The sequence below is a fragment of the Brevundimonas sp. NPDC046655 genome (assembly GCF_044901625.1).
Lineage (GTDB): Bacteria > Pseudomonadota > Alphaproteobacteria > Caulobacterales > Caulobacteraceae > Brevundimonas.
The window spans coordinates 133656-156329 of sequence record NZ_JBJDPV010000005.1 but is presented as its reverse complement, the minus strand read 5'-3'; the positions used below and the strand labels follow the sequence as shown (position 1 = coordinate 156329).

Here is a 22674-nt window from a genome sequence, read left to right as displayed (position 1 = left end):
GGGTGATGTGTTTCATGGTCGGACGATGTCTTTTACTCAGCCGAGATGCGGTCTCGGGCTCCGGCGATCAGCACCAGACCCAGAATATTGAAAACGGAGCCCACCGCGAGCGCGTAGAGCGGATCGTAGTAGGTCGGCACGAATTCCCCAAAGACGCCTGCCCGAATCATCTCCACCCCATGCGGGAAGGGGACGTAGAGGTAGAGGTCGCGGACCCCCGGCGGCAGCCAGGCCACCATGAAGAACACGCCCGAAACCGGGATCAGGATGTAGCTGATCAGGCCCACGACGCGCTCGAACGTCTCATAGCGCATGGCGAGGCCCGTGAGAATGAGGGCGAAGCCGCAAGAGATCCAGGCCAGCAGGAACCAGCCAGCGTAGAGCAGCAGATAGTTGTGGGGCAGGCCGACCTGCTTGAGGCAGAACAGCACCACATAGACGATGAAGAAGGCGGCGGTGGCCCCGCCCAGTTCCAGCAGAATACGCGCGCCGAAGATGTGCAGCGCGGAGATCTGGCGGTGATAGAGCAGCCCCAGGTTCGCCTGGAGCGCGCCGCCGAGAAGACCGATCATGTGACGGGTCAGGATCAGCGACATATAGCCGGTCATGACGAAGGGCGCGAGCCGCACCCCGTGTTCATAGGCGGGCTTGGTGACGCCCCAGAGGATCAGAACGCCGAAGCAGAAGATCAGAGGTTCGCCGACGACCCAGGCGAAGCCCAGCCCTTCGCGTCCGAAACGCGTCGCCATCTCGCGCATGATGAGTGCGCCAAGGATTCGGAAATGGCGGACGATGGGTTCGAACATCAGGGCATTTGAGGCGCGCCAAGCGCGAGAAAATCGAGCGTGAAAACAGCCTTTACCATGAGCGTGATCACGCCGCGACCATAGCTTGCGTCGTCGCAAGCGCAAGCGATCTCGCCCTGGCATGGAGGAAGTTTTACGGCGTTTTCAGACCCCGGCGGTCGTTCGACCGGTTTGCGGATCTATCCTGCCAGTCGCTGGTCGGTGCGCAGGCGGGCGATGACGGCGTTCGCGGCTTCGGCGGGGCTCATCCCGTCCGTTTGAAGATGCAGGTCCGGCTCGGTCGGCGGCTCATAGGGGCTGCTGACGCCGGTGAAGTTGGCGATCTCGCCGCGACGGGCCTTGGCGTAGAGCCCCTTGACGTCGCGCGCCTCCGCCACTGCGAGGGGCGCATCGACGAAGACTTCCAGGAACTCGTCGTCCGGCATCATGTCGCGAACCATTTGGCGCTCGGCTCGGAAGGGCGAGATCAGCGACACCAGGACGATCAGGCCGGCGTCGGCCATCATCCGTGCGACCTCGGCCGCCCGCCGGATGTTCTCGACCCGGTCGGCCTCGGTGAAACCCAGGTCGCGGCTGAGGCCGTGCCGCAGGTTGTCGCCGTCGATCAGATAGGCGTGCCGCCCCTCCGCCGTCAGCCGTTCCTCGACCAGGTTGGCGATGGTGGACTTGCCGGACCCCGACAGGCCGGTCAGCCAGACCACTGCGGCCTTCTGGCCCTTGAGCGCCGCGCGCTGATTGCGATCCACCTTGATGGCCTGGCGATGGATGTTGTGGGCGCGACGCAGGGCGAAGCGGATCATGCCTGCGCCGACCGTGGCCCGCGTCAGCCGGTCGATCAGGATGAAGGCGCCCAGCTCGCGCTCGACCTCATAGGGCTCGAAGGCCACGTCCTGACCCAGCGACAGGTGACAGACGCCGATGTCGTTCAGCGCCAGCGAACGCGCCGCAAGCTTCTCCTGGGTGTTGACGTTCACGCGGTGACGGATGTCGGTGATCTGGGCCGGGACGGTGCGCGCCCCGATCTTCAGGTCATAGACGCGGCCTGAGACCATTTCCGCCTCGGCCATCCAGATGAGCGTAGCCTCGAACTGGTCGGCCGCCTCCAGCGGCGCGTCGGCGGCGGCCAGGACGTCGCCGCGCGACACGTCGATCTCGTCGGTGAAGGTCAGGGTGACGGACTGGCCGGCCCGCGCCTGCGGCAGGTCGCCGCCCATGACGACGATGCGCTCCACATGCGAGCGAACGCCCGAGGGCGAGACGGCGACCGCGTCGCCGACACGCACAACGCCGCTGTTGATGCGGCCCGTATAGCCGCGGAAGTCGAGGTTGGGCCGATTCACACCCTGAACCGCCATGCGGAACGGTCGGGCTGTTTCGGCGATAGGCGGCAGGCCTTCCAGGACTTCCAGCAGGGTCGGTCCCGCGTACCATTCGGCCGCTTCGCCGCGCCGGACCAGGTTGTCGCCGGTCACGCCGGACACGGGAATGACGGTCGGTGCGGGCAGTCCGGCGGCCTCGGCGAAGGCGAGGTAGTCGGCGGCGATGGCGTCGAAGGCGTCCTGCGACCAGGCGACCATGTCCATCTTGGTCACCGCCAGGACGACATGGCGCACGCCGAGCAAGGCGACGATGTGGCTATGCCGCCGTGTCTGGGTCAGCACGCCCTTGCGCGCGTCGACCAGGACCACGGCCGCGTCGGCGGTCGAGGCGCCGGTGGCCATGTTGCGGGTGTACTGCTCATGCCCGGGGGTGTCGGCGACGATGAACTGGCGACGCGGCGTCGAGAAGTAGCGATAGGCCACGTCGATGGTGATGCCCTGGTCGCGCTCGGCCAGAAGGCCGTCCACCAGCAGGGAGAAGTCCAGCCGCCCGTCGGCGTCGCGCAGGGCCGCGATCTGATCGTCGGGCACGGCGCCGGCGTCATGCAGCAGGCGGCCGATCAGGGTCGACTTGCCGTCGTCCACCGAGCCGCAGGTTATGAAGCGCAGGGTGTCACGCTGAAGCGTCGAGGACGTCATCAGAAATAGCCCTCCTGCTTCTTCTTCTCCATCGACCCGGCCTGGTCGCGGTCGATCAGCCGTCCCTGACGTTCGGAGCTGCGCGAGGCGCGCATCTCGGCGATGACGGCGTCCAGGGTCGTGGCCGTGCTCTCGACGGCGCCCGACAGGGGGTAGCAGCCGAGGGTTCGGAACCGCACCGACTTCATCTCGGGCGTCTCGCCGGGGGCCAACCGCATCCGCTCGTCGTCGACCACGATCAGGGCGCCGTCGCGCCGAACCACGGGGCGCTCGGCGGCGAAATAGAGGTCTACGACGGGGATCTTCTCCAGGGCCACGTATTCCCACACGTCCATCTCGGTCCAGTTGGACAGGGGGAAGACGCGCATGCTCTCGCCCGGCGCGACCCGCGCATTATAGAGGCTCCACAGTTCCGGCCTTTGACGGCGTGGGTCCCAGCGGTGGCCGGGGCCGCGGAAGGAGAAGATGCGCTCCTTGGCGCGGCTGGCCTCCTCGTCGCGGCGGGCCCCGCCGATGGCGGCGTCGAAGCCGTGCAGGTCCAGCGCCTGCTTCAGCCCTTGTGTCTTCCACATGTCGGTGTGGACCGCAGAGCCATGGTCGAAGGGATTGATTCCCTGCGCCTGGGCCTCGGGGTTGTGGTGCACGATCAGCCGTGCGCCGCTCTCGGCCGCCATCCGGTCGCGCAGGGCGTACATGGCGCGGAACTTCCACGTCGTGTCCACGTGCAGCAGGGGGAAGGGCGGGGGCGCCGGATAGAAGGCCTTGCGGGCCAGATGCAGCAGGGCCGCCGAGTCCTTGCCGATGGAATAAAGCAGCACGGGGCGGGCGCACTCGGCCGCCACCTCGCGCAGGATGTGGATGCTCTCGGCTTCAAGCCGCTGCAGGTGGCTCAGTCGCTCTGGGGCGGCGAGGGGGCGCGTCATTTCAGGCCGCCGAGACCCCGACCTTGCCATAGAGGTCCTTGAGACGGGCCTGGTAGGCTTCGGGCGTGAACTTGCCCGCCTGGATCAGGCCGCGCGCCTGCAGGTCCAGGCGCAGTCCCTCGTCGGCGTCCAGGGCCCGGATGCCGCGCGTCAGGGCCTGAACGTCATAGGGATCGACGACCACGGCGGCGTCGCCCGCCACTTCCGGCAGGGATCCGCCGGTCGAGGTCAGCACGGCCGTGGACAGGGCCATGGACTCCAGCACCGGCAGGCCGAAGCCCTCGTAAAGCGAGGGGAAGAGAGTGGCCTTGGCGCCCCGGATCAGGCTGATCAGCATGGAGAAGGGCATGTACTCATACTGGCGGATACGGTCGGCGCTGGGGCCGCCGTCGCGCTTCACCTGGTTCAGAAGGGCGGTCTCGCCCTCGTCCAGCCAGGCGCGGCCGCCGATGATGACCAGAGGCGTCTGGCTGCCCGAGGCCAGGTAGGCCTCGACGATACGGCCCAGGTTCTTCTTGGGTTCGATGGCGCCGAAGTGGAGGAAATAGCCCTTCCAGCCCAGGTTGAAGACGCCCTCCAGTTCCAGAGTGACGTCGGCCTGGCTGCGCGAGGTCAGCTTTTCGGGGAGGCTGACGGCCTGATAGGTGTTGGTGACGCGATCTTCGCTGACGCCGAGCAGGCGGATGACGTCCTGGCGGGTCGTCTCCGAAACCACGGCGATATGGTCGGCGCGGCGCGCGATCGCGTCACACAGGGCTCGATAGGTGGCCTTGTCGTCCAGGGTCGTATGCGGCAGGCGCAACGGGATCAGGTCGTGGATGGTGTAGATGTTGGGAACCTTGCGTGCGTGCAGCGGCAAGGTGGCGGTCCAGTGCATGACGTCCGGAGCGGGGGCGGCGGCTGAGGTCTCGAACGAGACGGGTGTCTCCTTGCCGTAGGCCGAGAAGCAACGGTTGGCGTGGGTGAACAGGTCGCGGGCAGCCCAGAAACGATCGGCGGCCGGACGCCCTCCGGATCGCGCCGGCCAGATGACCTCGCCCGAAGGCAGGATGGAATGGGCGGTTCGGCCGTATCGCGACGTAAAGGTGTCGGCGAAACGCTGGACCTTTTGTTTCCGGTTCAGCCGTTGTGGCGGGCGCTCGGCGTCCACCAGCGAGGTTTCGTTCAGCAGATTGTCGTCACGGCGGCGCGCTGTCGGACCATAGAGTACCTGGGTGCCGAAGCCGACGGCGCGCGCGCTGTCGAGCAGGTTTCGCCCATAGGTCGCGATGCCCGTCCCCTTGGCCAGGGCCAGGTTGAAACCGTCGATGCAGATGGAAGTCATGAAATCCCGAGGGGCGAACGTTCGGGCGATGTGGACGACAGGGCGGGGCGCAGGTCAAGTTCCTATCAGCGGGTAATGCGCGCCTTAACGTGCTGTTAAATCCTGTAGCCCGTCGGCCACGGTGTGTTGCAACCTTCGGTAAATCGGGCGTTTCGCGCTCGACCGCTCACGGCAACGCTGATAGGGAGTGGGGTAGGCGACGTATCCGTCGTCCACGAACAACAGATCTCGGAGGGCCGCATCCATGCGCGTCAAGAGTTTGATCCTGGCATCTAGCGCGGCGGCGGCTCTGGCCCTGTCGGCTGGCGCCGCTTCGGCTGAGCCGGACGGCTGGTACGGCGCCGTCGACGCCGGCTACCACATCATCGACGACATCAACACCGAGTCGTCGACCCGCGGTTCCAACTGGAACTGGGAAGTCAACGACGGCTGGGCCGCCTTCGCCCGCCTCGGCTACCGCTTCAACCCCAACTGGCGCGTTGAACTGGAAGGCGGCTACCGCTCGGGCGACATCGGCACCGTGCGCGCCGTCTCGGGCCCGCAAGGCCTGTGCAACATCACGCCCGCCACCGGTCCGTGCTACTCGCCCGACGGCGACATCACCTCGACCACCGTGATGGCCAACGTCATCTATGACTTCGGCTACTCGGCCGGCAGCATCCGTCCGTTCGTCGGCCTCGGCGTCGGCGCCAACCACGTCAACACCGACGTCGTCGGCCGCCTGCGTCAGAACCCGACCGTGGCCTTCGCCGCCGACGACAGCTCGACCAAGTTCGCCGCTCAGGCGATCGCCGGTCTGGCCTGGGCCGTTTCGGACCGCGCCAACATCGACCTGACCTATCGCTACCTGACGGGCGACGCCGAGTTCGCGACCTTCACGAACACCGCGTCCAACGCCTTCGGCGAAATGGCCGGCGACTACGACCAGTCGCACACCGTGACCCTGGGTCTGCGCTACGCCTTCGGCGCCGAGCCGGCTGCTCCCCCGCCGCCGCCGCCCCCGCCGCCGCCCCCGCCGCCTCCGCCCCCGCCGCCCCCGCCGCCGCCGCCGCCGCCTCCGGCCAAGCCGGCTGCGCGTCAGTTCGTGGTCTACTTCGACTGGGATCGCTCGGACCTGACGGCTGAGGCCCGTTCGGTGGTGACGCAAGCCGCCAACTACGCCAAGTCGGGCGCGCCGACCCGCATCCTGGTCGTCGGTCACGCCGACACCTCGGGTAACGCGGCCTACAACCTGGGTCTGTCCAACCGTCGTTCGCGCACCGTCGCCGACGCCCTGGTCGCCCAAGGCGTCAACGGCGGCGTCATCGCCGTCGACGGCAAGGGTGAAACCGCCCCGGCCAAGGCCACCGCTGACGGCGTGCGCGAGCCGCTCAACCGTCGCGCCACCATCGACATCAACTTCTAAGGTTCAGAGGGACCGGTTCACGCCGGTCCCGATGATCTCGAAGGTCGATAAGATTGAGGGCGGTCGATCCCATCGGGTCGGCCGCCCTTTTTCTTTGTCCGCAGCCCTGCCGGTTGACTGGCAAACGTCATGCTTGAACGTTATCTCGGCCTGACTGCATCAAGAGGATGACTGCATGCGCGTCGCAATGATCGGCACCGGCTACGTCGGGCTTGTTTCCGGGGCCTGTTTCGCCGACTTCGGCCACGTGGTGACCTGCGTCGACAAGGACGCCGCCAAGATCGATCATCTGAACGCCGGGCGGATGCCGATCTATGAGCCGGGCCTTGAGGATCTGGTCGCGACCAATGTGCGCGACGGCCGCCTGTCCTTCGCCCTGGACGGCGCCGAGGCGATTCGCGCGGCGGACGCCGTCTTCATCGCCGTCGGCACGCCTTCGCGCCGCGGCGACGGTCACGCCGACCTGTCCTACGTCTATGCCGCCGCCGAAGAGATCGCCGACCTGATCGACGGCTTCACGGTGGTCGTCACCAAGTCCACGGTGCCGGTCGGCACCGGCGACGAGATCGAGCGCATCATTCGCGCCCGGCGTCCGGACGCCGACTTCGCCGTGGTGTCCAATCCCGAATTCCTGCGCGAAGGCGCGGCCATCGGCGACTTCAAGCGCCCGGATCGCGTCGTGGTCGGTCTTGAGGATGAGCGCGCCCGCCCGGTCATGACCGAGCTCTACCGTCCGCTGAACCTCAACGAGACGCCGATCCTTTTCACCGGCCGGCGCACGTCCGAACTGACGAAGTACGCCGCCAACGCCTTCCTGGCGCTGAAGATCACCTTCATCAACGAGATGGCCGACCTGTGCGAGAGCCTGGGCGCCGACGTGCAGCAGGTGGCGCGCGGAATCGGCCTGGACAATCGAATCGGGTCCAAATTCCTGCACGCCGGGCCGGGCTACGGCGGCTCCTGCTTCCCCAAGGACACCCTGGCCCTGGTTCGCACCGCCACCGACGCCGGATCGCCGTTGCGGTTGATCGAAACCACGGTCGAGGTGAACGACGCGCGCAAGAAGGGCATGGCTGACCGAGTCGCCGCCGCCCTGGGCGGAAACGACCTTCGGGGCAAGACGGTCGCCCTGCTGGGTTTGACCTTCAAGCCCAACACCGACGATATGCGCGACGCGCCGTCGCTGGACGTGGCGCCGGCCTTGATGGCCATGGGGGCGACGGTCCAGGCCTTTGACCCCGAGGGCATGCATGAGGCGTCCAAGCTGCTGGACGGCGTCGCCTTCCGCGACGGTCCCTATGACGCGGTCGAAGGCGCCGACGTGGTGGTCATCCTGACCGAGTGGGACCAGTTCCGCGCCCTGGATCTGGACCGGATCAAACTGCTGCTGAAGCAGCCCGTCATGGTTGATCTGCGCAATGTCTATCGCCCCGAAGACATGAAGGCGCGCGGGTTCCGCTACTCGTCGATCGGTCGCCCCGACAAGGCCTGACCGGGCGGGCGGCGACCACGAAAAAGGGCGGCGTCGGGACGCCGCCCTCGATCGCTTCAGCGATGTCGCTCAATCAGCCCGTGAACGGGCGGATCAGAATCTCGACGCGACGGTTCTGGGCCTTGCCCTGGGGGGTGTCGTTCGAGGCGATCGGATTGCGAGCGCTCATGCCCGCGACATAGAGGCGCTCGCGGATCACGCCGCGGTCGATCAGGTAGGAGGCGACCGAAGAGGCGCGGCGCTCCGACAGCGGCTGGTTGATGGCGTCGCCGCCCGAGGCGTCCGTGTGGCCAATGACGTCGACCATCGAGCGGTCGTATTCCTGCAGCACGCGAGCCACGTCGTCGAGAACCGGCAGGAAGCGGCTGTCCAGGCTGGACTGGTTGGTGGCGAAGGTCACGTCGGACGGCATGCGCAGAACCAGGTTGTCGCCCTGACGCGCCACGCCGACGCCGGTGCCGGACAGTTCGGCTTCCAGCGCGCGCTGCTGGCGGTCCATGTACTGGCCGACGCCTGCGCCGGCCAGGGCACCGATGCCGGCGCCGATCAGGGCGTTCTTGCGGCCCTGTTCTCCGCTGGAGGTGTTGGTCAGATAGCCCAGCAGGGCGCCGCCCAGGGCGCCGGCGATGGCGCCGGTGCCGGTGTTGTTGCGGGTCGGGGTCGAGCTGTAGGGGTCGGTCGTGGTGCAGGCGGCGGCGCCGAGCATGGCGGCGATGCTGACGCTGGCGACAATGAGCTTGGCGCGCATGGAATGTCCTTTGTTGCGGCGATCTGGCCGAAAAACGTAGCCCTACGGTGAAGGTTCCAACCTGTATGTCACGTGAATGAGGGCGACAGCCAGCCGCGCGGTTGACCGTGACGCCGCCCATAACCATTTGTTGCAAACGGTCGCACGCCCTCGCCGCCTCAGGGAGGACATGGACGACCGGGTCGCTTGTTTGCGAGGACCGATGACGACGCGCACCATCCTGTTCGACAGCCCCTTCCTTCTGGGCTTTGATCACACCCGAGCCCTGATCGACCGAGCGGCCAAGGCCGCCGCGGAAAGCTATCCGCCCTACAATGTCGAGCAGGTCGGCGACGCGGCGGTGCGGATCAGCCTGGCCGTGGCCGGGTTCGCGCCGGATGAACTGGCCATCACCCTGGACGGTCGCCAGCTGACCATCGCGGGCAAGCGCGACGAGGCGGGCAGAGGCGAGCAGGCCTTCCTGCATCGCGGCATAGCGGCTCGCGGTTTTGTCCGCAGTTTCGTGCTGGCCGACGGGTTGGAGGTGGCCGATGCGAAGCTTGAACACGGGCTGCTGCATGTGGATCTGGTTCGGCCTGAACAGGACCGGGAGGTCCGCCGCATTCCGATCACGACGGCTTGAGAAGCCGTCGAACCGCCCGGCTGGCCGGGCGTTCAGTCAAGCGTAAGGAGGCGGTCCTATGACGCCTGTGATGAACAAGACAGATTTCGCCGGTCTGGGCGCGCCCGACCTGGTCTATGTGCGGGCCATTCGCGCTTCCGACCTGATGGAGGACGCGCACGTCGAGGTCGGGCCCGGCGTGGACATTGATCCCGATCAGATTCTCTATGCGGTCCACGGCGCAGACGGCGAGCGGCTGGCCGTCATGCTGGATCGCGAGACAGCCTTCGCCGCCGCCGCCGCCCATGAACTGGAGCCGGTCTCGGTTCACTGATTTCAGAAGGCGCGTTCGGCCGGTTTGCCGGCGTGGGGGCGCAATCGCCTCAGGCGGCTGTGGCGGGCGCGTCCTTGACGAACAGCGCGCGTACGGCGTCAACCGTGCGGGCCTGACGCAGGTGTTCGCGCAGTTCCGGCGAACGCATGGCGCGCGACACCGCCGCCAGCGCCCGCAGATGCTCGGCGCCCGCGTTCAGCGGGGCGAACAGAGCGAACATCAGGTCCACGGGGCGATCGTCGAGCGACTCGTAGGCCACCGGGGTGTCCAGGCGCACGAAGACGGCGCAGACCCGGTCCAGGCCCTTGATGCGCGCGTGCGGCACCGCCACCCCGGAGCCGAGCCCCGTCGAGCCCAGGGCTTCGCGCTCGAGCAGGGCGTCCAGCGCCCGATCTTCGTCAATGCCCAGCGCGACCGACGCGGCCTCGGCAACGGTATGCAGCGCCTGTCGCTTGGACGACACGCCGCCCCGCAGGACGATCCCGCCCGACGACAGCAAATCAGCGATGTCCATAATCACCCCGAACCTTGGTACCCGACATTGCGGAAGGGCGAGGCGTCTTCTAGCGCCTTCGCCCTCCGCGGGGAAGCCTTACGCGCCTGAGCCGTTCTTTGCCTTGAGCGTCCGCTCCGGATCGATCCAGCCGACATTGCCGTCCGGACGGCGATAGACGACCGACAGGCCGCCGTGCGCCGCGTTACGGAACATGACGATCGGATAGCCGGTCATGTCCAGTTCCAGCACTGCGCGTCCGACCGTGATGGTGCGGATTTCCGATTCGGTTTCGGCGATGACCATGCCGACGGGCGGCGGTTCATCCGGGGCGCCGGCCTCGCCGAACGCCTCATCCTCGACCGTGTCGGGGTTGCGGAAGACGGTCATGGCGGCGACTTCGCGGGCCGCATCCTCGGTCTTCTCGGGCGACAGACCCTTGGGGCCGATGTGATGGTCTTTCAGGCGACGCTTGTAGCGACGGACGCGCTTTTCCAGCTTGTCCAGGCTGTCCGCGAAGGCGCCCTGGGCGTCGCCGCCGAATCCGGTCGTCACCAGGCTCTGGCCTGAGGCCAGACGGACCCAGCAATCGACGCGGAAGCCGTGACGGTCCTTGGACACCACGACCTCGGCGTTTTCGCCGCCACGGGCGAAATACTTGCCGACTCCCTCTTCGAGTTCCTGGGAGATGCGCGAGCTTAGCGCTTCGCCGACATCCACTTGCTTGCCGCTGACTTGGATCTGCATAGGCATAGAACGCGACGGGTCGCGTTTGGTGTCAACGCCGATCACCGATTTGTGGTGACGCTTCGCCGCAGCGTGATCAGCCGGCCTTCAGCAAGCGTCGACGCTGGACAGAGGACGGAATTCTAAGGGCTTCTCTATATTTCGCCACGGTGCGGCGGGCGATGTCGATGCCGGTCTCATTCAGGATCTCGACGATCCGGTCGTCGCTCAGCACGTCGCCGTCTGCAGCCTCGCCGTCGATCATGGTCTTGATCCGATGACGGACCGCTTCGGCCGAGTGGGAGGCGCCGCCGTCAGACGACTGGATGGCCGCCGTGAAGAAGAATTTCAGCTCGAAAACGCCGCGCGGGGTGGCGACGTATTTGTTCGAGGTGACGCGACTGACCGTCGATTCGTGCATCTCGATGGCGTCGGCCACCGTCTTCAGCGTCAGGGGGCGCAGGAACTCGACGCCGAAGGCCAGGAAGGCGTCCTGCTGGCGCACGATTTCGGACGCGACCTTCAGGATGGTCTTGGCGCGCTGGTCCAGCGACTTGACCAGCCAACTGGCCTGGGCGGCGCAGTCGGCGACATAGGCTTTTTCGGTCTCCGAACGGGCCCCGGCCGCGACGACCCCGTGATAGCGCTTGTCCATCAGGAGGCGGGGCAGGGTGTCGGTGTTCAGCTCCACCCGCCAGCCGCCGGCCGGATCCGGCCGCACGTGGACGTCGGGCACGACCGTCTGGGCGGGCTCGCCGCCGAAGCCGGCGCCGGGGCGCGGCGTCAGGCCTTTCAACTCGGCGATCATCTCGGCCAGATCCTCGGCGTCGACGCCGCAGACCTTGCGCAGGGCGGCCAGATCGCGGCGCGCCAGAAGCTCAAGATTGTCGAGCAGGGCTTCCATGGCCGGGTCGAAGCGGTTGCGCTCGATCAGCTGAAGCTTGAGGCATTCAGGGGCCGAGCGGGCCATGACGCCGGTCGGCTCGAAGCCGTGGCAGACGGCCAGAACCGCCTCGATACGCGCCGGGTCCACGCCCAACCGGTCGGCGATCTCTTGCAATTCGCCGCGCAGATAGCCGCCCTCGTCGGTAGCGTCGATCAGGGTCAGGGCGATGGCGTGGTCGGCAGGGCTGAAACCGGCGGACGAGGCCTGGGCCTGAAGATGCTCCCACAGGGTGGCGTCACGGGTGTCGGGACGCTCCATGCCCTCGCCGTCCAGACCGCCGCCGGCGCCCGCGCGCGACCAGTCGGACAGGCCTGGCTGTTCACCGGTTTCGCCCGCGTCGCGCTTGCGCTCGACGTCGCGTTCGCCGGGCGCGTCGTCATAGAGGTCCTCGGTGCGGGCATCCATGGCCTGCTCGGCCTCGCCCGAGGGCTCGGTGAACTGCAACTCGGCGGCGTCGCCTGATGCGGCGGCCTCGACCGCTTCGGCGGAGCTGTCGCCGCCGGCTTCGCCCTCGTCGCGTTGCAGCAGGGGATTGCGTTCCAGCTCGCCCTCGACGAAGGCCTCCAGCTCAAGGTTCGACAGTTGCAGCAGCTTGATCGCCTGCTGCAGCTGGGGCGTGATGACCAGCCCCTGCCCCTGTCTGACCTCCAGCCTCTGACCGATCACGGCGCTTCAATCCCTCCGACGGGCGAAGTGGCCCGGTTCTTGCTGGGATCGTGCGGCAGAGACCTTAACGTCTGGCGAACGGCGGGTTCGCCAGGTGGCCGCAACGCGTCAGGCGTACATTTCGCCCAGATAGACGCGGCGGACCTCGGCGTCGTGAACGGCCTCGTCGGCGGTGCCTTCGAACAGGACCGAACCGGCCGAGATGATCGAGACGCGGTCGATGATGTCCAGGGTCTCGCGGACGTTGTGGTCGGTGATCAGCACGCCGATGCCCTGACTGGACAGATAGCGGATCACATGACGGATGTCGGCGATGGCCAGGGGGTCGATGCCGGCGAAGGGTTCGTCCAGCAGCATGAAGCTGGGCCGGGCGGCAAGCGCCCGGGCGATCTCGACGCGGCGCCGCTCGCCGCCCGACAGGCCCGTGGCCGGGGCGTGGCGCAGATGGTCGATGCGCAGTTCTTCCAGCAGGCGGGTCGTTTCGTCGCGGACCCCGGCGGCGGTCTTCTCGTGCAGTTCGACCACGGCCTTGATGTTCTGCTCGACAGACATCCCGCGGAAGATAGAGGCTTCCTGCGCCAGATAGCCCAGGCCCATGCGGGCGCGCTGATACATGGGCTGCTGGGTGATCTCTTCACCGTCCAGCCAGATCGCGCCGCTGTCGGCCGGGATCAGGCCGGTGATCATGTAGAAGCAGGTGGTCTTGCCCGCGCCGTTGGGGCCCAGCAGGCCGCAGACCTCGCCGCGCTGGACGGTCAGGGAGACGTCGCGCACCACCTGACGCTGACCGAAGCTGCGGGCGATGTGCTCGACGCGCAGGCCGGTCTGGCGCGCCTCTTCGGCGACGGGCGCTACGGCGTCCGTCTGATCGAGGTTGAGGGCTGAGAGTTCCTTGCGCGCCAAGCGGGGTCAGTTCCCTTGCGGATAGAAGACGCCTTGCACGCGGCCGTTTCCGCCTTCCATGCGAGCGGTCTCGGTGCGGACGTTATAGACGAGACGATTGCCCGTCAGGACGTTCTTGCCCTGGGTCAGGATGACGTCGCCCGTCACCACCACCTCGGCGTTGCTCAGGGTGTAGACGGCGCGGTCGCCGCGCATGCTCTGGTCCGGGGTGACGAAATAGACGTTGCCTGTCGCCTCGACCCGGCTCAGGTCGCCGTTGGCCGTGACGCCGGAGATGGCGTCGGCTCGCAGGCGGTTGCCGCCTTGCGTCAGTTCGGCCCGGCCGCGCAGGGCGAAGCCGTTGGGCGTGTATTCGCCGCCGTCGGCGCCGTACTGGACCGGCTGCTTGGAGGCGTCGGCGCGGCTGCTCTGGGCGCCCGAGGTCGCGGGGACCGTCAGGGCCAGCAGCAGGGCGGCGCCTGCGATCATGGTGTTCGACTTGGACATGGTCATCTGTCGGATCCCGCGGGATTGATGGTCCCGCTCATCTTGTTTTCGCCCTGGCCGCTGAAGACGACCCGTTGGCCCTGATCATAGATGGCATAGGACGAAGCATTGATCGTTCCAAGGGGCCCTCGCCCCTGGACGCCCTTGTCGCCCGTCACCACGCCGGTGTTGGTGTCGACCACGGCTTCCGGCGTGGTCAGGACGAAGCCGGAGCCGCCGTCGGATATCTTGACGTTCGGCCCGATCACCACCTTGCGGCTGGTCTCGATATAGGTGCCGCCGTCGGCGGTCAGTTCCGTCACCTTGCGACCGCCCAGGTTCAGGCGGAGCAGGGGGCCGACCAGGCGGAAGTGGCCCGTGGCCGGGTCGCGGATCGCGCCCTTGGCCCCGATTACGAAGGAGCGCCCCTGAGCGTCCTGACCATGGAACATGGGGTTGTCCAGGCGGATCTGGCGGCTTTCGCTGGCCTTGCGCTCCACGCCCGACATGACGGTGCGAAACACGGTCCAGGTCAGGGCCCCGCCCGCCAGCATCAGGATGATGATGGGCAGGACGCGACGATACAGCTTCACCCGACGCGAACGCGCACGCCAGCGCTCGCCGGCCAGGGCCACCCGGGCCTCGTCGGCGCGCTTGCGTGCTTCCTGGGCGTCGCGGTCGCTCATGGGCTGCTCAGGCGTGGGCGAAGATGTCGATCTCGTCCCAACCGGCCAGGTCGAGGCGCGAGCGCGTGGGCAGGAAGTCGAAGCAGGCGCGGGCCAGCTCGGCGCGGCCTTCGCGATCCAGCATGACGTCCAGCTTCGCCTTGATGGCGTGCAGATAGAGGACGTCCGAGGCGGCGTAGTCCAGCTGGGCCTGAGACAGGACCGGCGAGCCCCAGTCCGAGCTCTGCTGGGCCTTGGACATGTCCACCCCGGCCAGTTCGCGCGCCACGTCCTTCAGGCCGTGACGGTCGGTGTAGGTGCGGGCCAGCTTGGAGGCGATCTTGGTGCAATAGACCGGGCGGGTCTCGACGCCGAGATGCAGGTCGAACATGCCGATGTCGAAGCGGCCGAAGTGGAAGATCTTCAGCACCTTGGGGTCGGCCAGCAGGCGCTTCAGGTTGGGGCAGTCGTAACCGGGGCGGTTCAACCGCACGACATGGGCGTCGCCGTCGCCCGAGGACAGCTGCACCACGCACAGGGGGTCGCGACGGAAGCGCAGGCCCATGGTCTCTGAATCGATCGCGACCTCAGGGCCGAGGTCGAGGCCGTCGGGCAGGTCGCCTTCGTGCAGGTAAACGGTCATGCTTGGAAACTCGGGTGGTCGTTCAGGGCGACAACATAGACGAACCGCGCGCTATCGCTAGGACGCAGGGCCAACCTTCGCCGTTATGGGTGATGAAGCTGGGGGCTGAAATGACAAACGGCGCCGCATCCGATCGGATGCGACGCCGTTTGAGAATATGGTGCCCAGAAGAGGACTCGAACCTCCACGACCGTTAAGTCACTGGCACCTGAAGCCAGCGCGTCTACCAATTCCGCCATCTGGGCCCGGTGGGTCGCCCCGCCGAGGAGCGATCTAATAGGGGGGAGCTTCGGGGCGGTCAACAGGCTTTTTTCCGATCTCTGAAAAAACTGCACCGTTGACCGAAATTCCCGCGAAATCAGCGTTCTATCAGGCCAGCCAGACCATCATCCGGGTATCGGCGATCGCGCCGCGCGCCTGGCTGAAGGCGGGGCGGGTCTCCCCCGTATAGAGGAAGCCGGCCTTCTCCAGCACGCGGCCCGAGGCGGGGTTGTCGGCGAAGTGGCCGGCGACCAGGGCGCGGCGCTTCCACCGCTTCGAGGCCCAGACCAGGGCGCCTTCCAGGGCTTCCGTGGCGAAACCCCGACCCCAGAACTCGCGACCGATCCAGTAGCCGGCCTCGGGCACGGCGTCTTCGCCCTCGAACAGGCCGATGACGCCGACCGGACCCAGGTCCTCGTGCTCGATGACGAAGGTGTTGGCGCGCTTCGGGTCCTGGGAGGCGACGTGCAGGACGAAGTCCTCGGCGTCCTCGACCTTGAACGGGTGGGGCATGCGCTTGGTCATGCGCGCGATGTCGCGGTCGTTGGCCAGGGCCGCGATGCGGCTGACATCCTGGGCGCCGGGCGCTCGCAGGATGAGACGCCGGGTTTCGACGACGGGAGAAGTTTCAATCACGCACATGGGTCGCGCCCCTTTGGTGCGACCGCCGTCCTTGTTCATCAGGGCTCGGGCGGTCAGCGAGGCGGGGAAACGCAAACGGGGAGCCTGGTGATCCAGACTCCCCGCGGAATATTTTCCCTGGTCCGGATCGCGGCTTCTTGAGCGACGCGATCCCGGATTTTGGTCCAGTTCGCGTTACTCGGCGGCCATGGCCTGAGCGTCGTCGTTGGCCGCGAGAATCGACACGTAACAACGGCCGCCACGTTTGGTGGTGAATTTCACCGAGCCGTTCACCGTGGCGAACAGGGTGTGGTCGCGGCCCAGGCCGACGTTGTCGCCCGGGTGGAAGGTGGTGCCGCGCTGACGCACGAGGATGTTGCCGGCCAGAACCTTCTCGCCGCCGTACTTCTTCACGCCAAGGCGTTTCGACTCGGAGTCGCGACCGTTACGCGACGAACCACCGGATTTCTTGTGAGCCATCTTGCTGCTCCTCTTCTTGGGGCGCTACCGGCCGTTCGGCCTGATTGAGCGCCCCTGACGATCTGGTCTGGCGCTGATCCAGCGCCGGTGAATACCTTAGGCTTCGGCGCCTTCAGCCTTGGCGGCTTTCTTGGCGGGAGCCTTCTTGGCCTTCGGGGCCTCGGCTTCGACAGCCTCGACGCGCGGGGCCAGGCCACGGGCGCGAGCGTTGATTTCAGCCTTGGTGATCAGCTCGACCTTGCCGTCCCACTTGGCCTTCTCGCCGGCGCCTTCGATGCCGGTGATGCGCAGGACCGATTCCATCTGGCGGTGGCCGTTCGTGCGGCGGTAGCCCTGACGACGGATCTTCTTGAAGATCTTGATCTTCTCGCCCTTGCGGGTCTCGATCAGCGTGGCTGCGACAGCGGCGCCGTCGATCAGCGGAGCGCCGACCGTAACACCCTTGTCGCCGCCCAGCATGAGGACTTCACCGAAATTGACGGCAGCGCCAGCGTCGCCGTCGATCTTCTCGACAACAATCACATCGCCCGGTTGAACCCGGTACTGCTTTCCGCCGGTCTTGATCACCGCGTACATTTGGAAGCCTCAGCGTGAACGCAAAAAAGAATGCGCCCGCTAGGAGACCCTGCGGGCGAAGAGCGGCGACATATACGGAAGGGCGCGCCAGAGTCAACGCGAAAGGGCGGCATTCGGGGCTAAAACCCCGCGCAGGCGGCGCTGCAGCGATGATGTGGTCTGATTTGTCGTTCATCCGCAATAGGAAGAACGCCCGCGCGTGAGAGGGCGCGCAAGGGAGATTCGTTCGGATCGGCTCTCGACCGTTACAAAGTAACAGTATAGAAGGCGCGGAATGTCGCCGCCCGATCTCCAGCAGCCCGTACTGATCTCCTTGCTGGGCGGGGGATTCGTCGCGGCCTTCCTGCACGCCGCCCTGCCGACCCACTGGCTGCCGTTCGTTCTGGTGGGACGAGCGCAGCGGTGGAGCCTGATGCGGGTCATGACCGTGGCGGTGACGGCGGGGCTGGCGCACATCGCGTCCACCGCCCTGGTCGGGTCGCTGATCGTGGCGGCGGGGCTGGCGCTGAACGCCTGGATCGGCGGCCTGCTGCCGCACCTGTCGGCGGCCCTGCTGTTCCTGTTCGGCGCCTTTTATCTGGCGCGGGCCTCGCTGCAGAAGCCGATCACGGCGACAGGGCCGGAGGCCGAGGTGCCTGAGCCGGCCGTGTCGGATCGGGCCGCCTTCTGGGGGTTGGTGCTGATGATGGCGGTGACGCCGGGCGAGGTCCTGCTGCCCATCTATCTGTCGTCCGCCACTGAGGGGGTGATGGCCCTGGGTCTGCTGACCGTCGCCTTCGCGGCCGGGACCGTGCTGGGCATGACCTTGTTGGCGGCGCTCGCCAGCGCAGGATACTCCATCCTTCGGTTGGAGCGCTGGGCGCGCTATGAAGGCGCGATTCTGGGGGTCGCTCTGATCCTGATCGGCTTCCTGGTGATGGCGCATCAGCACTGAGGCGCTGATATGTTATATATTTATATTCAATGACTTATATTCGTTGTCGTTGACGGGGCGCGGCGGGCGAGCCTAGAGGGTCTTCATGGCGCACGACCACGCACACGACCATGACGATCACGCGCACGGGCATGACCACGGACCCGGCGGCCATAGTCATGCGCATGGCCATGATCACGGGCACGGCCATTCCCACGGGATCGGCGGCCACCATCATGGGCCGGTCGATACCGGCGACTGGCGCTATGCTGTCGGCCTGATCGTCAACCTGGCCTTCGTGGCCTGCGAGTTCGGGGCCGGATTCTGGGCCGATTCGACGGCCCTGATGGCCGATGCGGGCCACAACCTGTCCGACGTCCTGGGCCTGGCCATGGCCGGCGGCGCCGCCTGGCTGGCGCGCCGCGCCGCGGGGCCCAAGCGCACCTATGGATACGGCAAGGCGACTGTGCTGGCCGCCCTAGGCAATGCCCTGCTGCTGATCTTCGCCTGCGGGGCCATCGCCTTCGAGGCGGTGCGGCGGCTGGCCGAGCCGGCCCCGGTCGCGTCCGGCGTCATCATGGCGGTGGCGGGCATCGGCTTCTTCATCAACCTGGGCACGGCCCTGCTGTTCATGAAGGACCAGCACAAGGACCTGAACGTGCGCGGCGCCTATCTGCACATGATGGCCGACGCCGCCGTGTCGCTGGGGGTGGTGGTGGCGGGCGCCGTCATCCTGCTGACCGGCTGGGCCGTGATCGACGCCCTGGTCAGCCTGGGCATTGTCGTCGTCATCATGATCGGGACCTGGGGCCTGCTGAAGGACTCGGTCAATCTGGCGCTGGACGCCGCGCCGAACGGGGTCGAGGTCGATCAGGTCCGCGACGCTCTTCTGGCCCTGCCGGGCGTCAGCGCCGTGCACGATCTGCACATCTGGGGCCTGTCCACCACGGACACGGCCTTGACGGCGCACCTGGTCCACGACCGGCCCGACGCCGACGCCCTGCTGGCCGAGGCGCAAGGCCTGGCGCGCAGCCGCTTCGGGGTCAGCCACACTACCTTCCAGCTGGAAAGCGGCGCCCTGCCGGACTGCCCGAGTTGCTGAAAGCTTAAATGATGAGTGCCTCGCCGATCACGAACCTTTGGACGCTTTTGGCGATCGTCTCGATACTGGGCTTCATAGTTTCATGGGCATACGGCGTCATTCACCTGAAGCTCTTCTTCGGGGCGAAGCGCGGCGAAAGCCGGACAGGCTTCGTTTTCAAGTTCCTCGGGAGTTGGTTGGCCTGCTTGGCTCTCGGGGGGATCTCGTTTGTGGCGATGCTCGGGGCGACGCAGCCCGAGATGCTTGCGTTTGGTTAGAACGCTAGAGCGCAGGGCCTTCCCTTTCCGCCCTAGACGCTCCATCTAGCCGCCCATGACCCAGAAGACTCCCGTCACCGTCCTTACCGGCTACCTCGGCGCCGGCAAGACCACGCTGCTGAACCGCATCCTCACCGAGGACCACGGCAAGCGCTATGCCGTCATTGTCAACGAGTTCGGCGAGATCGGCATCGACAACGACCTGGTGGTCGGCGCCGACGAAGACGTATTCGAGATGAACAACGGCTGCGTCTGCTGCACGGTGCGCGGCGACCTGATCCGCGTGGTCAACGGCCTGATGAAGCGCCAGCGCCCCGGCAAGCCGGCCTTCGACGCCATCATCGTCGAGACGACCGGCCTGGCCGACCCCGGCCCGGTGGCCCAGACCTTCTTCGTCGACGACGAGGTCAAGGCCAAGACCCAGCTGGACAGCGTCACCGCCCTGGTCGACGCCAAGCACGTCATGGCGCGTCTGGACGACTCGAAGGAAGCGCGCGAGCAGGTGGCCTTCGCCGACCGCATCATCCTGAACAAGATCGACCTGGTGGACGAGGCCCAACTGGCTGCCGTCGAGGCCCGCCTGCGCGCGTTGAACCCGCTGGCCCCCATCGTCCGCGCCGAGCGCTCGAACGTGCCGCTGGATCAGGTCCTGGGCCTGCACGCCTTCGATCTGGAGCGCATCCTCGAGGTCAAGCCGGACTTCGTGAACCCGCCCCACGGCGCCGAGGGCCACGTCCACGACGAGCATTGCGGCCACGATCACGGGCATGACCACGTCCATGACGAGCACTGCGGCCATGACCACGATCACCACGACCACGACCACGACCACGCGCATGGCCCGCGCGGCCACGCCCATAACGACGACATCAAGGGCATCTCCCTGACGCTGGACCGGCCGCTGAACGGCGCCAGGTTCACCGCCTGGCTGGACAAGCTGCTGGGCGAGCAGGGTCAGAACATCCTGCGCGCCAAGGGCATCATCGATGTGGACGGCGAGGACCGCCGTCTGGTCTTCCAGGCCGTGCACATGATCCTGGAAGGCGACCTGCAGCAGCCCTGGGGCGACAAGGAACGCCGCTGGAGCCGCGCCGTCTTCATCGGCCGCGATCTGGACGAAGCCGTCCTGAAGGCCGGGTTCGAGGCCTGCGCGGCATGAACCCGCCGCCCAAATCGGCGGGGAGGGCCCGGGTCGAGGCCAAGGTCATCTACGGCACGCCCGAGTTCGAGATCATCAAGGGCGGCGACCACGTCGTCTGCGCCGTCTCGGGTGCGGTCATCCCGCTGGACATGCTCAACTACTGGAGCGTCGAGCTTCAGGAAGCCTATGCCTCGGGCGCGCTGATGACCCAGCGCTGGGTCGAGACTCATAAGGGCTGATCCACTATCGTCGTCATCCCCGCGAAAGCGGGGACCCAGGCGGTAAGAACGGGCTGACCTCGCGCTTCAGAAACGCAATCCGGCGTTAATTAGCAAACGTCTGGGTCCCCGCTTTCGCGGGGATGACGGAAGAGGGGCGCGGTTAGGCGGTTGGTAGCGTCGCCAGCCAGTCCGTCATCAACTTGGCCAGCGCCTGCGGCTGTTCCAGCGGGATCATGTGACCGCTGCGCGCGATGTGAACCAGCGTCGCGCCTTTGATCCCTTGATGCAGGTCCTCGGCTTCGTCCGGGCCGCGCAGGCGGTCGGCGTCGGCCGCCACGATCAGGGTCGGCTGACGGATCTCGCCCAGCCGGTCGAGGTCGCCGGCGCGCGCCATGGCCGACTGACGGTGGAAGACCTCGCCGCCCAGCCTCAAGCCCATGTCGCGCACCCGCGCGATCATCGCCTCATCCCCCGCCAGATCGGGATGCAGCGACGAGACGATGGCCGGGCGGCTCAAGCCCTTGAAGGCCTTGGGCGCGGCCTTGAGGGCCGAGCGACGCTGGCGGATCAGTTCCTCGGTGTCGCCGCGCCCCGAGGTGGCGATCAGAATCAGGGCGCTGACCCGGTCCGGCGCGGTCCGCGCCAGCTCGCGCGCCACATAGCCCCCCATGGAAAAACCCACGGCGACGAAGCGATCGGGCGCGTCGCTGAGGATGGCGGCGGCCATGCTCTCGATGTCCTCGCCCCGGCTCAGGTCGGTGGCGACCAGAGGCCCGAACGGGGCCAGATCGTCGGTCATGTCGTCCCAAAGGGTGGCGTCGGCCATGAAGCCGGGAATGAGCAGCAGGGTCATGGGCGTCTCTATAGGCCCGACCGGCGACAGACGCGACGCAGGAGGCTATGAGGCGCGTCTGACTTTCTCTGCCTTGCGTGAGCCGACATGCCGACCTTCTCCTTCGACGCCCAGGTCACCGCCGCCCTGTTCGACAAGACGGGCGCCATCTTCGCCCTGGGCGACGGCTCTGTGCGGTTCGAGAACGGCGGCCGCAGCGAGGTCCACGACGGGGCCGTCCTGTGCGCCTGCGTCCACCCCTCGGGCGAGGGGATCGTCACCGGCGGCGACGACGGCAAGGTGGTCTGGAGCCGCGAGGGCGAGAGCGTCGTCCTGGCCACGGCCAAGGGGCAATGGATCGATTCCATCGACGCCTCGTCGGAAAGCGGTCTGATCGCCTTCTCGGCGGGCCGCACCCTGTCGGTGATCGACAGCAAGGACGTGGCCTTCCGCCGGGACTTCCAGCACGAGCGCACCGTCTCGGGCGTGGCCTTTGATCCCAAGGGCCGCCGCATCGCCACCTCGACCTATGGCGGGGCCTGGCTGTGGTATGCGCGCATCGAGCAGCAGCAGCCGGTCAAGATGGCCTGGGCCGGGTCGCACCTGGCGGTCGGCTTCTCGCCCGACGGCGCCTTCGTCGTCACCGCCATGCAGGACAATCAGATGCACGGCTGGCGTCTGAAGGATCAGAAGAACATGCGGATGGGCGGCTATCCGTCCAAGATCAAGAGTTTCGCCTTCATGGCCAAGGGCCAGCTGCTGGCCACGGCCGGCGCTCAGGGCGTGGTGCTGTGGCCCTTCATCGGCGCCAACGGCCCGATGGGGCGTGAGGCGACCGAGATCGGCTTCGACGAGACCACCCTGATCGCCCAGGTCGCCGCCGCGCCCCAGCATGGGCGACTGGCTGCGGGCCTGGAAGACGGCCGCGTCTGGTGGGCCGATCCGGCGGGGCAGGGGCTGGACTTCATCAAGAAGGACAAGGGCGCGCCCATCGTCGCCCTGGCCATGAGTTCCGGCGCCGCCCGCGTCGCCTGGGCCAACGAGGACGGTCAGGCGGGCGTGGTCTCGCTCTGATCCCGCTTGCGCTGACGCTTGAGCCCGGCAGGATGACG

Annotated in this window: 25 protein-coding genes and 1 tRNA gene; 9 read left to right on the top strand and 17 right to left on the bottom strand. The window is 67.1% G+C overall.

The annotated features are described in order from the left end of the window. Positions 1-32 precede the first annotated feature (32 nt). The 4 genes from ACI2KI_RS14310 to ACI2KI_RS14295 all read right to left on the bottom strand — a co-directional run bounded on the left by ACI2KI_RS14310 (position 33) and on the right by ACI2KI_RS14295 (position 5071). Complete coding sequence (locus ACI2KI_RS14310; RefSeq protein WP_292082192.1) at positions 33-806, bottom strand: ABC transporter permease; 774 nt, start codon at positions 804-806, stop codon at positions 33-35. Positions 807-985: 179 nt separating this feature from the next. Next, positions 986-2824 (bottom strand): adenylyl-sulfate kinase, encoded by a 1839-nt coding sequence (gene cysC, locus ACI2KI_RS14305; RefSeq protein WP_404621113.1) that lies wholly within the window; start codon positions 2822-2824, stop codon positions 986-988. Then, positions 2824-3747, bottom strand: coding sequence for a sulfate adenylyltransferase subunit CysD (gene cysD / locus ACI2KI_RS14300; RefSeq protein WP_404621111.1), 924 nt, complete (start codon positions 3745-3747; stop codon positions 2824-2826). The genes cysC and cysD overlap by 1 nt, the downstream gene beginning before the upstream one ends. 1 nt (position 3748) lies before the next feature. Beyond that, positions 3749-5071 (bottom strand): glycosyltransferase family 4 protein, encoded by a 1323-nt coding sequence (locus ACI2KI_RS14295; RefSeq protein WP_390182446.1) that lies wholly within the window; start codon positions 5069-5071, stop codon positions 3749-3751. Between the two features lie 244 nt (positions 5072-5315). On the opposite strand from ACI2KI_RS14295, the gene ACI2KI_RS14290 reads away from it, so the two are divergent. Then, the gene (locus tag ACI2KI_RS14290; protein WP_390182447.1) at positions 5316-6476 is read left to right on the top strand and encodes an OmpA family protein; all 1161 of its coding nucleotides are present in this window, start codon (positions 5316-5318) and stop codon (positions 6474-6476) included. 175 nt (positions 6477-6651) lie between these two features. Next, complete coding sequence (locus tag ACI2KI_RS14285) at positions 6652-7968, top strand: UDP-glucose dehydrogenase family protein (RefSeq protein WP_404621109.1); 1317 nt, start codon at positions 6652-6654, stop codon at positions 7966-7968. A gap of 73 nt (positions 7969-8041) precedes the next feature. Here ACI2KI_RS14285 and ACI2KI_RS14280 read toward each other — a convergent pair whose 3' ends face one another. Beyond that, the gene (locus tag ACI2KI_RS14280) at positions 8042-8716 is read right to left on the bottom strand and encodes an OmpA family protein (RefSeq protein ID WP_292083823.1); all 675 of its coding nucleotides are present in this window, start codon (positions 8714-8716) and stop codon (positions 8042-8044) included. 202 nt (positions 8717-8918) lie between these two features. On the opposite strand from ACI2KI_RS14280, the gene ACI2KI_RS14275 reads away from it, so the two are divergent. Both ACI2KI_RS14275 and ACI2KI_RS14270 read left to right on the top strand, forming a co-directional pair. After that, positions 8919-9338 carry an Hsp20 family protein gene (locus tag ACI2KI_RS14275; RefSeq protein WP_404621107.1) on the top strand — a complete coding sequence of 140 codons (420 nt, stop codon included), beginning with the start codon at positions 8919-8921 and terminating at the stop codon, positions 9336-9338. Between the two features lie 58 nt (positions 9339-9396). Then, on the top strand, positions 9397-9651 hold the full coding sequence (locus ACI2KI_RS14270; protein WP_404621105.1) for a DUF1150 family protein: 255 nt from the start codon (positions 9397-9399) through the stop codon (positions 9649-9651). A 49-nt stretch (positions 9652-9700) separates the two neighbouring features. On the opposite strand, the gene ACI2KI_RS14265 is transcribed toward ACI2KI_RS14270, so the two are convergent. From ACI2KI_RS14265 to rplU, 11 genes are all read right to left on the bottom strand, one after another. Then, the gene (locus tag ACI2KI_RS14265; RefSeq protein ID WP_292083820.1) at positions 9701-10165 is read right to left on the bottom strand and encodes a PTS sugar transporter subunit IIA; all 465 of its coding nucleotides are present in this window, start codon (positions 10163-10165) and stop codon (positions 9701-9703) included. Positions 10166-10243: 78 nt separating this feature from the next. Further along, positions 10244-10891 (bottom strand): ribosome hibernation-promoting factor, HPF/YfiA family, encoded by a 648-nt coding sequence (hpf, locus tag ACI2KI_RS14260; RefSeq protein WP_292083819.1) that lies wholly within the window; start codon positions 10889-10891, stop codon positions 10244-10246. A 76-nt stretch (positions 10892-10967) separates the two neighbouring features. Next, a complete protein-coding gene (gene rpoN / locus ACI2KI_RS14255; RefSeq protein WP_404621103.1) occupies positions 10968-12482 on the bottom strand; it encodes an RNA polymerase factor sigma-54 in 1515 nt (504 codons plus the stop codon). 108 nt (positions 12483-12590) lie between these two features. Beyond that, on the bottom strand, positions 12591-13385 hold the full coding sequence (gene lptB, locus ACI2KI_RS14250; RefSeq protein WP_292083817.1) for an LPS export ABC transporter ATP-binding protein: 795 nt from the start codon (positions 13383-13385) through the stop codon (positions 12591-12593). Positions 13386-13391: 6 nt separating this feature from the next. After that, positions 13392-13877 (bottom strand): LptA/OstA family protein, encoded by a 486-nt coding sequence (locus tag ACI2KI_RS14245; protein WP_292083816.1) that lies wholly within the window; start codon positions 13875-13877, stop codon positions 13392-13394. Then, complete coding sequence (gene lptC, locus ACI2KI_RS14240) at positions 13874-14536, bottom strand: LPS export ABC transporter periplasmic protein LptC (protein ID WP_404621101.1); 663 nt, start codon at positions 14534-14536, stop codon at positions 13874-13876. The genes ACI2KI_RS14245 and lptC overlap by 4 nt, the downstream gene beginning before the upstream one ends. 7 nt (positions 14537-14543) lie before the next feature. Further along, positions 14544-15158, bottom strand: a complete 615-nt coding sequence (locus ACI2KI_RS14235) for a ribonuclease D (protein ID WP_404621099.1) — start codon at positions 15156-15158, stop codon at positions 14544-14546. A 158-nt stretch (positions 15159-15316) separates the two neighbouring features. Beyond that, positions 15317-15403: transfer RNA gene (locus ACI2KI_RS14230), tRNA-Leu, on the bottom strand. 124 nt (positions 15404-15527) lie between these two features. Beyond that, complete coding sequence (locus tag ACI2KI_RS14225; RefSeq protein ID WP_404621310.1) at positions 15528-16061, bottom strand: GNAT family N-acetyltransferase; 534 nt, start codon at positions 16059-16061, stop codon at positions 15528-15530. Between the two features lie 174 nt (positions 16062-16235). Then, positions 16236-16520 carry a 50S ribosomal protein L27 gene (gene rpmA, locus ACI2KI_RS14220; protein WP_207823383.1) on the bottom strand — a complete coding sequence of 95 codons (285 nt, stop codon included), beginning with the start codon at positions 16518-16520 and terminating at the stop codon, positions 16236-16238. A gap of 96 nt (positions 16521-16616) precedes the next feature. Next, complete coding sequence (gene rplU, locus ACI2KI_RS14215) at positions 16617-17096, bottom strand: 50S ribosomal protein L21 (RefSeq protein ID WP_003163928.1); 480 nt, start codon at positions 17094-17096, stop codon at positions 16617-16619. Positions 17097-17370: 274 nt separating this feature from the next. Between rplU and ACI2KI_RS14210 the strand changes: the two genes are divergently transcribed. From ACI2KI_RS14210 to ACI2KI_RS14195, 4 genes are all read left to right on the top strand, one after another. Then, entirely contained in the window at positions 17371-18030 is a 660-nt protein-coding gene (locus tag ACI2KI_RS14210) for a hypothetical protein (RefSeq protein WP_404621096.1), read from the top strand. A gap of 85 nt (positions 18031-18115) precedes the next feature. Next, a complete protein-coding gene (locus ACI2KI_RS14205; protein WP_404621094.1) occupies positions 18116-19111 on the top strand; it encodes a cation diffusion facilitator family transporter in 996 nt (331 codons plus the stop codon). A gap of 312 nt (positions 19112-19423) precedes the next feature. After that, complete coding sequence (locus ACI2KI_RS14200; protein ID WP_404621092.1) at positions 19424-20527, top strand: CobW family GTP-binding protein; 1104 nt, start codon at positions 19424-19426, stop codon at positions 20525-20527. Next, positions 20524-20748: a DUF2093 domain-containing protein gene (locus ACI2KI_RS14195; protein WP_404621090.1), complete on the top strand. Its 225-nt coding sequence runs from the start codon at positions 20524-20526 to the stop codon at positions 20746-20748. The genes ACI2KI_RS14200 and ACI2KI_RS14195 overlap by 4 nt, the downstream gene beginning before the upstream one ends. A 142-nt stretch (positions 20749-20890) precedes the next feature. Here the strand turns inward: ACI2KI_RS14195 and ACI2KI_RS14190 are convergent, their stop codons facing one another. After that, positions 20891-21583, bottom strand: coding sequence for an alpha/beta fold hydrolase (locus ACI2KI_RS14190; RefSeq protein ID WP_404621088.1), 693 nt, complete (start codon positions 21581-21583; stop codon positions 20891-20893). An 87-nt stretch (positions 21584-21670) separates the two neighbouring features. Between ACI2KI_RS14190 and ACI2KI_RS14185 the strand changes: the two genes are divergently transcribed. After that, positions 21671-22636, top strand: coding sequence for a WD40 repeat domain-containing protein (locus ACI2KI_RS14185; protein ID WP_404621086.1), 966 nt, complete (start codon positions 21671-21673; stop codon positions 22634-22636). Positions 22637-22674 lie beyond the last annotated feature (38 nt).